This window comes from Pseudomonas sp. 273 (assembly GCF_029201425.1).
GTDB lineage: Bacteria > Pseudomonadota > Gammaproteobacteria > Pseudomonadales > Pseudomonadaceae > Pseudomonas > Pseudomonas delhiensis.
On the sequence record NZ_CP116775.1, the window covers coordinates 3,444,028 to 3,456,696 of the forward strand.

General features: G+C 69.6%; 10 protein-coding genes. 1 reads left to right on the forward strand and 9 read right to left on the reverse strand.

Features of this window, described 5'->3' with window-relative positions; genetic code table 11:
- The first annotated feature begins 196 nt into the window (after positions 1-196).
- Positions 197-1,018 (forward strand): DNA-binding transcriptional regulator, encoded by an 822-nt coding sequence (locus PKO50_RS15935; RefSeq protein ID WP_275630278.1) that lies wholly within the window; start codon positions 197-199, stop codon positions 1,016-1,018.
- A gap of 603 nt (positions 1,019-1,621) precedes the next feature.
- Here the strand turns inward: PKO50_RS15935 and PKO50_RS15940 are convergent.
- The 9 genes from PKO50_RS15940 to panE form a co-directional block, all read right to left on the reverse strand.
- Complete coding sequence (locus PKO50_RS15940) at positions 1,622-2,752, reverse strand: MFS transporter (RefSeq protein WP_275630279.1); 1,131 nt, start codon at positions 2,750-2,752, stop codon at positions 1,622-1,624.
- A gap of 75 nt (positions 2,753-2,827) precedes the next feature.
- Positions 2,828-4,384, reverse strand: a complete 1,557-nt coding sequence (locus tag PKO50_RS15945) for an amino acid ABC transporter permease/ATP-binding protein (RefSeq protein ID WP_275630280.1) — start codon at positions 4,382-4,384, stop codon at positions 2,828-2,830.
- Positions 4,385-4,442: 58 nt separating this feature from the next.
- Positions 4,443-5,246 carry an ABC transporter substrate-binding protein gene (locus PKO50_RS15950; RefSeq protein ID WP_109937008.1) on the reverse strand — a complete coding sequence of 268 codons (804 nt, stop codon included), beginning with the start codon at positions 5,244-5,246 and terminating at the stop codon, positions 4,443-4,445.
- 34 nt (positions 5,247-5,280) lie between these two features.
- Positions 5,281-6,324: a 2-oxoglutarate and iron-dependent oxygenase domain-containing protein gene (locus PKO50_RS15955; RefSeq protein WP_275630281.1), complete on the reverse strand. Its 1,044-nt coding sequence runs from the start codon at positions 6,322-6,324 to the stop codon at positions 5,281-5,283.
- Between the two features lie 15 nt (positions 6,325-6,339).
- A complete protein-coding gene (locus tag PKO50_RS15960; RefSeq protein WP_275630282.1) occupies positions 6,340-7,182 on the reverse strand; it encodes a TIM barrel protein in 843 nt (280 codons plus the stop codon).
- Positions 7,183-7,619: 437 nt separating this feature from the next.
- Positions 7,620-10,001: a TonB-dependent siderophore receptor gene (locus PKO50_RS15965; protein ID WP_275630283.1), complete on the reverse strand. Its 2,382-nt coding sequence runs from the start codon at positions 9,999-10,001 to the stop codon at positions 7,620-7,622.
- Between the two features lie 110 nt (positions 10,002-10,111).
- On the reverse strand, positions 10,112-11,062 hold the full coding sequence (locus tag PKO50_RS15970; RefSeq protein ID WP_275630284.1) for a FecR domain-containing protein: 951 nt from the start codon (positions 11,060-11,062) through the stop codon (positions 10,112-10,114).
- The gene (locus tag PKO50_RS15975) at positions 11,062-11,583 is read right to left on the reverse strand and encodes a sigma-70 family RNA polymerase sigma factor (RefSeq protein ID WP_275630285.1); all 522 of its coding nucleotides are present in this window, start codon (positions 11,581-11,583) and stop codon (positions 11,062-11,064) included. Before PKO50_RS15975 ends, PKO50_RS15970 begins: the two co-directional genes overlap by 1 nt.
- A 112-nt stretch (positions 11,584-11,695) precedes the next feature.
- Positions 11,696-12,613, reverse strand: a complete 918-nt coding sequence (gene panE, locus PKO50_RS15980; RefSeq protein WP_275630286.1) for a 2-dehydropantoate 2-reductase — start codon at positions 12,611-12,613, stop codon at positions 11,696-11,698.
- Positions 12,614-12,669: the final 56 nt, after the last annotated feature.

Here is a 12,669-nt window from a genome sequence, read left to right on the forward strand (position 1 = left end):
GGCGAGGTCCGGAAGGCGGCCGTCAGGCGCGGCCGCTCGGAAGCGGATGCAGGCAGGTACGCATGGCTCATGGCTCTATCCCCTGGAAGGGCGTTTATCGTTGTTGCGGCGAGTATAGGAACGGCCAATTCTGTCCTACAATGAAAAACAGCCTCCCTGTGCACCTGGTGCACATCATTGTTTTAAAAGAATTTTAATGAATAAAGACCGGGATTCGGACTACAAGACGGTGCGCGGCCTGAGCCGCGGCCTGGCCCTGCTCAATGCCCTGAACCGCCTCGACGGCGGCGCCAGCCCGACGCGCCTGGCCGAACTCACCGGCCTGCACCGCACCACCGTGCGGCGCCTGCTGGAAACCCTGCAGGACGAGGGCTACGTGCGCCGCAGCGAGTCCGACGACAGCTTCCGCCTGAGCATGAAGGTGCGCGAGCTGAGCGAGGGCTTCCGCGACGAGCAGTGGATCTCCGCCCTCGCCGCACCGCTGCTGGCGGACCTGCTGCAGGAGGTGGTGTGGCCGACCGACATCTGCACCCTGGACGTGGACGCCATGGTGGTGCGCGAGACCACCCACCGCTTCAGCCGCCTATCCTTCCACCGCTCCATGGTCGGCCGCCGCCTGCCGCTGCTGCAGACCGCCACCGGCCTGGCCTACCTGGCCTTCTGCGAAGACGCCGAGCGCGAGCAGATCCTCGCCCTGCTGGCCCGCCGCGAAGAGCCGGAGTACCGCCTGGCGCGCGATCCGCTGGCGCTGGACAACCTGCTGCGCAAGGTGCGCCACCGCGGCTATGGCGAGAACTTCATGGCCTGGAACCAGGAAGAGAAGATCGCCTCCATCGCCATCCCGCTGCATGCCGGCGAGCGCCTGATCGGCTGCCTGAACCTGGTCTACGTGGCCAAGGCGATGAGCATCGAGCAGGCGGCGGAGCGGTATCTGCCGGCATTGCGACGCACGGCGGCGAGGATCAGCGAGCGGATGCTGGAGGGTTGCGAAACCAGGAAGCTCCCGGGCTCCCCGTAGGGCGCATAACGCCTACGGCGTTATCCGCCGAATCGCGGACAGAGTCCGCTCCTACGGTTCCAGGCAGCACGTGCGTAGGAGCGGACTCCGTCCGCGATTGGATTCACCGGCCACGCCGGACGCCCCGATGGCGCGGCCAACGGCGGATAACCGCGAACGGTTATCCGCCCTACGAGTTTGCCGGCTGACGCTGCGTTATCCGTGCACGCCGAACGGCTCCCTCTCCCTTCAGGGAGAGGGCTGGGGAGAGGGGACGGACTTCGCTCTGACACCTCTGCCAAACCTTGACTCCGTACCCCCTCCCTAACCCTCCCCCGCAAGCGGGAGAGGGGACCGTTCGGTGTGATGCAAAACCACGAAGCTCCCGGATTCCCATGTAGGGCGCATAACGCCTACGGCGTTATCCGCCGAATCGCGGACAGAGTCCGCTCCTACGGTTCCAGGCAGCACGTGCGTAGGAGCGGACTCCGTCCGCGATTGGGTTCACCGACCACGCCGGACTCCCCGGTGGCACGGCCGACGGCGGATAACCGCGAACGGTTATTCGCCCTACGGCTGGGCGCGTGCGTAGGAGCGGACTCCGTCCGCGATTGCCGGGACCGCTCAGCGCCGCCAGGCACACCCCAGCGCGCTCAGCGCCAGCACCGCCGCGGCCCCGGCGTAGGCCCAGAACGCCGGCACCACCGGCAGCAGCACGCCGGCCAGCATGGGCCCCAGGCCCGCGCCTATGTCGCGCCAGACGGCGTTGCCGGCCAGGGCCTGGATGCGGTTCTGCGGGTTGCGCTGGGCCACCAGGGTCATCACCAGTGGCAGCTGCAGGGCGCGCAGCAGCAGGACCAGGAAGGCGCCGACGAACAGCCAGTGGCTGCCGAAGATCAGCAGCGCCACCGAGGTCGCCAGGGACAGCGTCACCAGCATGCGCAGCGCGCCGAAGTGGTCGGCCAGGCGCCCGCCGAAGGGGCTGAAGAGCATCTCGCTGAGGTAGCGCACCGCCATCAGGATGCCCGCCACCAGCACGCCGGTGCCGCCCAGGTGGCTTTCCGCGTAGAGCGACAGGCCGAAGATGAACAAGCCGTCGAGGGTCACGCCCTCGATGAAGGACCAGGTGGCGATGCTGTCCGGCAGGCGCAGGCGGCGCCCGGTCGGGGTCGGCAGGTCGTGGCCCTGGTTCGGCAGCGAGCGGGCGCGCCACAGGCCCAGCAGCGCGCTGGCGAAGAGCACGAAGAACACGCTGCGCGGCCCCCAGGCCTGGGCCATCAGCGCCGCCAGCGGCAAGGCCAGCATCGGCCCGATGGAGATGGTCGCCCGCGAGCGCCCGGCACGGCGCGCGGCGCCCTGGGCCTCGGCGGTGGCCAGGGTCTGGGTGCTGAGGTTGAAGCTGGCGTAGCTCAGGCCCCACATCAGGCGCAGCACCAGCAACGCGGCGACGCCGGAGAGCGTTGCATAACCCAGCGCGCACAGCGCCGAGGCCAGCGCCGCCAGGCTGCAGGTGGCGCGGTCGCCGTGGCGGGCGTAGAAGCGCACCACCCAGCCGTAGCCGACGATGCGCACCAGGCGGTTGGCCGCCAGCAGGATGCCCGCCTGGGCCAGGCTGACGCCGAAGTCGGCGGCGTACATCGGCAGCAGCAGGTAGAGCACCACGTCGCCGGGCAGGCACAGGCCCAGGACCTGCGCGGCGCGGCGGGAAGCGTTATCGGCGCGGCGCAGGCGTGGCTGCGCCAGGTCTGATGACATGGTCCCTCCCGGACGACAAGGCAAGCGCGCACCTTACCCGATGCGCACCCGCCTGCCGAGCGGGAAGTGCCAGGCTCAGCCGGCGGCGGTCGCCTGGGGTTGGCCCTGGGCTGCGGTTGCCGGGCGCTCCAGGCCGATGAAGCGCATCACCCGCTCGCCGCATTCGCCGTTGCGGATGGCCGCCGGCGCCGCGTCCACCTGCACCTGGCCGTTCTCCATGAAGATCACCCGGTCGGAGATCGACAGGGCGAAATCCATCTCGTGGGTGACGATAACCATGGTCATGCCCTCCTTCGCCAGGTCGCGGATGACGTTGAGCACGTCGCCCACCAGCTCCGGGTCCAGCGCCGAAGTCGGTTCGTCGAACAGCATGATGTCCGGCTCCATGGCCAGCGCGCGGGCGATGGCCACGCGCTGCTGCTGGCCGCCGGAGAGCTGGTGCGGGTACTTGTGCGCGTGGGCCAGCAGGCCGACCTTGTCGAGCAGCGCCAGGGCCCGCTGCTCGCAGAGCTCGCGGCCGTCCAGGCCGTGGAAGCGCGGCGCCAGGGTGACGTTGTCGAGGATGGTGCGGTGCGGGAACAGGTTGAAGCCCTGGAACACCATGCCGATGTGCCGCACGCCGCGGCGCAGGCGCAGCGGGTCGGGCTGGCCGGCCTTGATGTAGGACTCGCCGAACAGCACGATCTCGCCGCCGTCGATGCCCTCCAGGCCGTTCACCGTGCGGATCAGCGAAGTCTTGCCGGAGCCCGAGGGGCCGATGATCGACACCACCTCGCCGCCGGCCACCTGGAGGAACACGCCCTTGAGCACCTGGTGGCTGCCGTAGCTCTTGCGGATGTCGCGCAGGTGCAGCGCCGGCGGCGTGCCCGGCGCGGGGGCCTCGCGGCGCGCCACCGAGGGTTCCGGCAGGCTCTGGCGCAGGCTGTCGAGGCTGGCGTCGGCGAGGGTTTCCGGCTTGCGCGCGTTGAGGTCCAGGCGGTGCTCCAGGTACTGCAGCAGCCAGCCGAACAGGGTGACGATCAGCACGTAGTAGATGGCCACCGCCGAGAGGGTTTCCATCACCAGGAAGTTCTGCGCGTAGAGGCGCTGGCCGACCATCAGCAGCTCGGTGAGGGAAATCACCGAGACCAGCGAGGTCAGCTTGACCACGGTGACGTATTCGTTGATCAGCGTCGGCAGGGCGATGCGGAACGCCTGCGGGATCACCACCAGGCGCTGGATGCCGAAGGCGCCGATGGCCAGCGCGCGGCCGGCCTCCTTCTGCCCCTTGCTCACCGAGAGCAGGCCGCCGCGGTGGATCTCGGCCATGTACGCGGCCTCGGTCAGCACCAGGGCCAGCAGCCCGGAGATGAACGGGTTGGACAGCAGCGCGCCGCTGGCCGGGAACAGTTGCGGCAGGTTGTAGACGAACACCACCAGCACCAGCAGCGGCACGCTGCGGAAGAACCAGATGTACAGCCCCGCCGGCACCCGCAGCCAGCGCGATTCGGAGAGCTTGGCGCTGGCCAGGAGGAAGCCCAGGAACATGCCGATCAGCCAGGCCAGGGCGCTCAGCTCGACCACAGTGACGCAGGCCTTCCAGAAATCCGGCAGGGAGAACAGCGAGAAGAAATAGGACCAGTCGAACTGCATGGGCACCTCGGCGGACGGGCCTGGCGCCAGGCCCGTCTCTCATGTTGCGTTGAAACGGTTACTCGGCCGCGGCTTCTTCCAGGGCGTACTTCTTCAGGATGGCGGCGAACTCGCCGCTGTCCTTGGTCTTCTGGAAGGCCACCTTCAGCGCGTCGTACAGTTCCTGGTTGCCCTTCTTCACGTACATGCCCAGGGTCTGCTTGTAGATCAGCTCCTTGGAGGTGACCACCACGCGGCCCTTGGAGCGCTCGGCGATCATGTGCGCGGCCCCGGAAATCTCCACCTGGGCCTGCACGTGCCTGGACAGCAGGGCCTGGGTCACTTCCGGCGCGGACGGGTACTCGCTGACGCTGATGGCGCCCTTGCCGTTGGGCTCGCAGTAGCTCTTCGACAGTTCGGCGAACTTGGCCACCCAGGTGGTGCCCTGCTCCAGGCCGACCTTCAGCCCGCAGAGGTCCTCGGGTTTCTCTGGCTTCAGCTCGCTGCCGGCCGGCACCATGATCGCCGCGCCGGTCTGCGCGTAAGGGATGGCCAAGGCCTGGGCGGTGCGCTCGGGGGTGATGTACATGCCCGAGATCACCGCGTCGAAGTGCCCGGCGTTGAGGCCGAGGATCAGCCCGGAGAACTTGGTGTTCAGGTAGCTGGGCTGCAGGTCCATGTGCCGCGCCAGGGCCGCGGCCAGCTCGGGGTCGGAACCCACCACCTTGTCGCCGTCGTAGGACTCGAACGGCGGGTAGGTGATTTCCATGCCGATCTTCAACTGGCCCGGGGTGGCGGTGACGGCGGCGGCGTTCTGCGCGCCGCCCAGCAGGGCCGCGCCGAGAACGCCGGCGGCCAGGAGAGTGCGGGTGGTCTTGTGCATCGTGATTGCTCCAGGTCGAGAGTGAACGCGCAGTTCAGGAAGGCTGCGTCTGTTTTTTCAGGTGGCCGAAGCTGGACGGCTTGCGCGCCCGCTCCGGCAGTTTCAGTTCGCCGTCGGCGACCTTGCGCCGCAGGTAGCTGTAGGTCTGCAGCGCCTGGCTCCACATGTGCTCGCCGATGGCGATGGTCTCGTAGGCCTGGCCGCCGTCGTCGAACTGCGGCAGCGGGCGGATCTGCGTGTGGTAGTCGCAGGCGTAGAACAGCGGGAAGGAGTAGCGCTCCTCGCGCACGGTACGCACGCGGTGGGCGGTGGCGACGAAGGCGCCGTTGGTCATCACCTCCAGCATGTCGCCGATGTTCACCACGAAGGCGCCCGGCACCGGCGGCGCGTCGATCCACTCGCCGTCCTCGTTCAGCACTTCCAGGCCCGGTTCGGTGGCGTGGAGGATGGTGAAGCACTCGTAGTCGGTGTGCGCGCCTATGCCCGGGGCATCCTGGGCCTCGCCGTCGAACGGGTAGTGGATCAGCCGCAGCTTGGACGGCGGGCGGCTCACCAGCGGGTCGAAGTAGCCTTCCTCCAGGCCCAGGGCCAGGGCGAAGCCGTCGAACAGCTTGCGGCCGAGGGCGAACACCGCCTGGTAGTAGGCGCGCACCCGGGCCTCGAAACCCGGTACCTCGGGCCAGCGGTTGGGCCCCAGCAGCGGCGTGCCGGCCAGCACCAGGGGATCGTCGGCGGCCACCTCGTAGCCGACGTCGAAGGCTTCCTTGTGGTCGGGCTTGCCCTTGGAATACACCTCCTCTCCTTCAGGGACGAAGCCCTTGTGGCTTTCCGAGGCGCCGATGTAGTGGCGCATCTTGGCCGCCAGCGGCTGGGCGAAGTAGTCCCGCGCCGCCGCCTGCAGGCCCTCGATCAGCGCCGGGTCCAGGCCGTGGTTGCGGATGTACAGGAAGCCCACCTCGCGGGCCGCCTTGCCCAGCTCGGCGGCGACCGCCAGGCGGTCTTCCAGGCGCGCGCTGAACAGCCCGCCGATGTCGACCACGGGGATGGAAGTGAAGGCCTTGCTTGCATGCTCCTGCATGGGTCGTGCTCCGGCTCAGGTTTCGAGGAAGGTCTGGAAATGCCGGCGTTCTTCCGTGGCCATCCAGCGGTTGAGGTCCCACAGGTCGGCGACTGGCGCAGCGGTGAAGGGAAGCCGATGCAAATACCCGTCCGGGCCGAACTCCGGGGTCAGGGTGGTCACGGCCTGGCCACGCGCCTGCTGGGCGCGCCACACCGCTTCCCAGTGGCGCTGGTGGAAGGCCAGCGCGGCGGCGTATTCCGGCGCGCCCGGGTGCGGCACCTGCGGGCCCTGGTCGTAGCCCACGCGTGCCTGGATGTGGTGCACGCGCTCGACGAAGGGGCCCAGGTCGTCGGCGGCGTCGTCCAGCAGGCGCTCGCAGACCACCACCCAGTGGCTGATGTCGCTGGTGAAACGCAGCTCGGGCAGTTGGCGGATCAGCTCCAGGGTCACCCAGGGGCTGTACAGCGAGCGGGCGCGGTGGGTCTCGAAGCAGCAGGTCAGGTCCTGGGTAGCGGCCAGTTCCAGGGCGCGGCCGAAAAAGTCCACCTGCGCCGCCAGCGGCCAGCGGTCGTTGCCGCCGAGCACGTTGACGAAACGCGGCGCCAGCTCCGCGGCCAGGCCCAGCTTGCGCTGCAGGTCGTCGAGGTGGACCTGCGGGCTGGCGGCCTGGTCGGGCAGCACGTCGTGGGCGGTGAACAGGGTGCAGATGTAGGGCACGCCCTCCTCCACCAGCAGCCGCGCGTACTCGGCGCGGGTGGCGGGGTCCAGGGGCAACCGTGCCTCCAGGCCGTCGAAACCGGCCTCGCGCAGTTCGGCGATGGCCTGCGGCCAGCCATGGGCGTAGCCCCACAGGGTGCGGAAGATCTCGAGTCGCATGGACGAACTCCGGGCAGGATGAACCGCGCCGTCGGGCACGGCGAAAGTCACGGCGCGGCTCAGCGCGGCATGGCGGGAATCGGCGGAATGGCGGCGGGCGTCCGGCCGCGGCTGGGCGGGGACGAGGGGAAACGGGGGATGAGCGCAAGCATGGACACGATGGTATTCCTCTGACAGACCGGCAGCATTGACGGGCTGATACCCGCCGATTGTTGTTTTGCGCCTGGCGTGGCGCCGGGCGTGCTTGGGCAGTAAGGAACAGCGTGGCGCGCGGATGTTGTGGGGGCTCCGCTGCACCGGCGCCAGGGCTGGTGTGGCCTGGCGCCGGTGCAGTTGTCGCAGGTAGGCGGCGGGGGAAAAATAGCCGGCGGCAAATAATCAGTTCAGGAATTCCTGAACTATCCCTCCGCCGGCGGATGCGCGGCGGCGGGCCTTGCTCAGTAGCTGTAGGTCAGCGTCAGCATCAGGTTGCGCGGTTCGCCGTAGATACCGTAGTAGGACGAGGGCACGCGGGCGAAGTAGTGGCGGTCGAAGGCATTGTTCAGCGCCAGGCTGGTGTCCAGGTGGCTGTTCACCTGGTAGCCCAGCAGCGCGTCGTAGACCGCATAGCCGCCCTGCGCCTCGGCGCCGCGGTCGGTCGGGCTGTACGCCCGCAGGCCGCCGCCGACGCGCCAGTCGGCCAGGGTGCCGCCCTGGAAGCGATAGGTGTTCCACAGCTTGAGGCTGTGCTTGGGTTCCTCGCTGTCGTAGACCTTGCCTTCGTTGTCCGGGTCGGACAGGTAGCGGTTGAGCAGGAAGGTGTAGCCGGCGTAGAGGTCCCAACCCGGCAGCGGGCTGCCGCTGATCTCGGCTTCCCAGCCGCGGCTCTCGATCTTCCCGGCGTTGACGTAGAAGCCGGCGTTGTCCGGGTCGGCCACCGCGCGGTTCTCGTCGCGCAGCAGGAAGGCCGCCAGGTTGGCGTTCAGCGCGCCGTTCAGGTAGCTGCCCTTCAGCCCCACCTCGTACTGCTTGCTCTTGCGCGGGTCGAGCAGCTTGCCGCTGGCGCTGTTCTGCGTCTGCGGGATGAAGCCGCTGCTGTAGCTGACATAGCTGGACAGCTCCGGGGTCAGTTCGTAGATCAACCCGGCGTAGGGCGTGTACTTGTGGTTGACGCTGGGCGAGCGCACCCAGGGGCCGGACTCCGGCAGCACGTCGCTCTGCTCGGTGCCGTACCAGCTCAGCCGCGAGCCGAGCACCAGGGTCAGCGGGTCGAGCAGCTTCAGCCGCGTCTGGCCGTAGACGCCGCCCTGGGTCTGGCGGGTGTCGTGGCCCGAGTCGAAGGCCAGGTCCGGCTTGGGCAGCACCGGGGCGAACACGTCCTGGTTGCCGACGTCCTCCCAGGCCGACAGCGAGCGGTCCTTGAACAGCGCGTAGTTGGCGCCCAGCAGCAACTGGTGGGTGCGGCCGAAGGCGTCGAAATCGCCGTTGAGGTTGCTGTCCAGGCTGTACCAGTCGTAGTCGTCGTGCTGGCGCTGGTTGGTGAAGTCGCCCTGGTTGGTCGCCGGGTCGACGCCGCCGCCGAGGTAGGCGTACAGCGAGCTGCTGTCCAGGCCGCGGTAGTTGAAGGTGGTCTTCGAGGTCCAGGCGTTGGCGAAGGCGTGGCTCAGCTCGGCGTGGAACTCCTTCATGTACAGGTAGCTCTGGTTCCACCTGGCGCCGTAGAACTGCGAGCGCGGCGCCTTGAGGAAGCTGCCGTCGTAGTACACCGACTGGCCGTAGTCGAAGGGCCCGATGTCGGTCTTCTGGTAGCTGGCCGACAGGCTCAGCAAGGTGTCCGGGTCCAGGTCGAGGTCGAGTGCGCCATAGACCATGCCCAGCCCGGAGTGGCCCTGGTCGTAGAAGTAGTCGCGGTCCTGGGCGGCCACCACCAGGCGGCCGCGCATGTGCTTCTGCTCGTCCAGCGGCCCGGTGACGTCGATGTCGCCGTGGTAGTTGTCCCAGGTGCCGGCGCGCAGGTGGCCGGTCAGGGCGAACGCGTCGCGCGGGCGCTTGCGCAGCAGGTCGACGCTGCCGCCCGGCTCGCCGGAGCCCTGCAGCAGGCCGCTGGGGCCACGCATCACTTCCACCCGGTCGTACATCGCCAGGTCGAACTGCTGCTGGTACTGCAGGCTGCTGTCCGAGGGCACGCCGTCGTACATGACCGCCGCCGGAAAGCCGCGCGACTGGAAGTAGGCGGTGCCGTCGCCGTAGTCGATGGCGGTGATGCCGGTGGTGTCGCGCAGGGCGTCGGCCACCGTGAGCATGTTCTGGTCGTCCATGCGCTTGCGGGTGACCACGCTGACCGACTGCGGGATGTCCTTCTGGCTCAGCTGGCCCTTGCCGATGGTCAGCAGCGGCGTGGTGTAGGAGTCGCGGTCGTCGGTGTCCGGGCTCAGGCTGTTGCCGGTGACGGTCGTCGAGTCCAGCGAATAGACGTCGTCGTTCACCAGCGCGTAGTGCCCGGGCGACACCTCGCTGGCCTTGAGCCCGCTGCCGGCGAGCAGCGCGGCGAAGCCCTGGTCGACCGCGTAGCGGCCGCGCAACCCGGCGCTGCGCTTGCCGACCGTGCGCGCGGCGTCGAACGACAGCACCACGCCGGACTCGGCGGCGAAGCGCGCCAGCACCTCGCCCAGCGGCCCGCCACCCAGGGCGTACTCGTGCAGGGCCGCCTGCCCTGCCGGCGCGGCCAGCGCCGGCAGCGCGCCCAGGCTCATGCCCAGGGCCAGCGCCAGGGCGCTCAGGCCGCCGCCCAGCGCCTTGCCCCGCCCTGCCCGGGCCTGTTCGTTGATCCGCTTGTTCATCTCTGGACTCCCCCGATGGTGAGCGGCAAATGCCGCGAATTCGGGTAGGAGTCGGATGAGCGAATGAGAATCGACAATGCTCGCCGAAAAAATTTTCACCGGGCGTCGCCTCAGGCCGGCAGCACCCGCACCCAGTAGTCGGTGAAGCGCCGCAGGCGCACCGGCAGCGCCCGCGCCACCGCCTGCAATGCCTGCTCCGGCTCGTCCAGCGGGTAAGCCCCGGACAGGCGCAGGCCGGCCACCGCCGGGTCGCAGCTGAGCACCCCGGGGCGGTAGCGGCCGAGCTCGGCGAGCAAGGCGTCCAGGCGCCAGGCATCCGCCACCAGCCAGCCGTCGGCCCAACTGGCGGCGCCCGCCACGGCCCTTTCCGTCTGCCCCAGGTGCGCGGCGCCGAAGCGCAGTTGCTGGCCGGCCTGGACGATGCGCTGCTGCCCCGGCAAGGCGAACGGCTGCACCGCCACCGCATCCTGCAGCACCGTCAGGCGCGTGCAGCCCGCCTCCTGGCGCACGCAGAAGCGCGTCCCCAAGGCATGCAGGCGGCCCTCGGCGCTGTCCAGCAGGAACGGCCGGCTGTCGTGGGCGGTTTCGATCAGCACTGCGCCCTTGCGCAGCAACACCAGCCGTTGACCGGCATCGAAGCGCAGGTCGACGGCGCTGGCGGTGTCGAGGGTCAGGCGGCTGCCATCGGCCAGGCGGACCTTGCGCCGCTCGCCGATGCCGGTGCGGTAGTCGGCGAGCCAGGCGGCCTGGTTGCCGTAGCGATAACCTCCGCCGGCCAGCGCCGCGCTGCCGGCGAGCAGCAGCGCGCCCTTGAGCAGGCTGCGCCGCGGCAGGCCGCGCGGCTGGCTGAGGGTGTCGTAGGCAAGGTTGCCGGAAACCCCGCGCAACTGCGCCTGCAGCGCCTCGACGCGCTGCCAGGCCCAACGGTGCCCGGGGCTCTGCGCGCACCAGCGCTGCCAGGCCTGGTGCTGGCTGTCGCCGGCATCCTCGGCGCACAGCCGGGCATGCCAGCGCGCCGCCTCGCCGAGCAGCGCGCGCTGTTGCCGCGGGTCGGCGGGCATCACAGGCCGGCGTCCAGGGCGAACAGCAGGCAGGCTTCGGTGGCGCTGGCCACGTACTTGGTCACCGAGCTGACCGAGACGCCCAGGCGCTCGGCGATCTCGACGTACTTCAGGCCCTGCAGCTGCGACAGCAGGAACGCCTGCTTGGCCCGCTGGCCCAGGCCATCGAGCATGGCGTCCAGCGCCAGCAGGGTTTCCAGCATGATCTGCCGCTCCTCGGGCGACAGCTCCCCGGCCTCCGGGCGCTGCGCCAGGCCTTCGAGGAAGGCGCGCTCCAGGCTCTGCCGGCGGAAGTGGTCGACCATCACCCGCTTGGCCACGGTCACCAGGTAGTGGCGCGGCTCGCGCAGTTGTTCCATGGGCTGCGGGCGCGCCGCGCACAGCAACCGCAGGAAGGTGTCCTGGGCCATGTCCGCGGCCTGCTGCGAGCAGCCCAGGCGGCGGCGCAGCCAGCCGTTCAGCCAGCCGTGATGGGCGAGGTACAGACCGTGGACGCTGTCGGCGGAGGGGCTGGCGGGCATGCGGGGGAATCATTGCCAAATGTTAATAATTCCCATTCTATGGATGCGCCGCGGCGCCGGCAAGCCGTGCCGGGTGCCGCGGGCTCGGGCGACACCTATCCGCAGGACGCGCTCAGCCCATCCCCTGCTCGTACACCGCCAGGTGCACGAAGGCCGCTTGCAGCAGCGGCAGGTCCAGCCCGGCCGCCTGGCCGCGGCCCAGCAGGTCGCCGATGATCTGCTCGGCCTCCACCGGGCGGCCGCCGACCAGGTCGCGGTACATGGACGAGGTCTGCGGCGAGCCATGCAGGGTGAGTTGCCGGCGCGCCTCGGCGAGGAAGGCTTCGCGCGGTTCCAGGCCCACCGCGCGGACCACCGCCACCACCTCGTCCAGCAGGCGGTTGACGAAGGCCTCGCCCTGGGGCGCGGCGACCACCGAGCCGATGTTGCCGCGCATCAGGCAGGTGATGCCGCCCAGGGACGCCAGCAGCACCCATTTCTCCCACATCTCGCGGTGGATGTCGGCGCTCAGGCGGGCGTCGAAGCCGGCGTCCTGCAGCAGCGCGTCCAGGCGCAGGATGCGCTCGCTGCGGGCGCCGTCCATCTCGCCGTAGGACAGTTCGTTGAGGGTGCCGTACTGGACGATGCGGCCGCGCTCGTCCAGGGTGCTGGCGATCTTGCAGACGCCGCCCAGCAGCGGCCCGCGGCCGAAGTGCTCGACGATGGCGTCGACCTGGTGCATGCCGTTGAGCACCGGCAGGATCATGCTGCCCGGCTCCACCGCCGGGGCGATGTCGCGCAGCGCCGCTTCCAGGGCGTAGGCCTTCACCGTCAGCAGGATGAGGTCGTAGGGCCCGTCCAGCTGCTCGGCACTGACCAGTTGCGGCGTCAGCGCGAAGTCGCCGTGGGGGCTGAGCACCTGCAGGCCTTCCTGCTGCAGCTGGTGCGCCCGCCCGGCGCGCACAAGGAAGGTCACGTCGCGCCCGGCCCGGGCCAGGCACGCCCCGAAGAAACCGCCCGTGGAACCCGCCCCGACTACCAGAATACGCATGGCCCGCCCTCCTCGGCTGCCCGGCGCACTGGCGCCGGCCCATTGCCTGTATATAG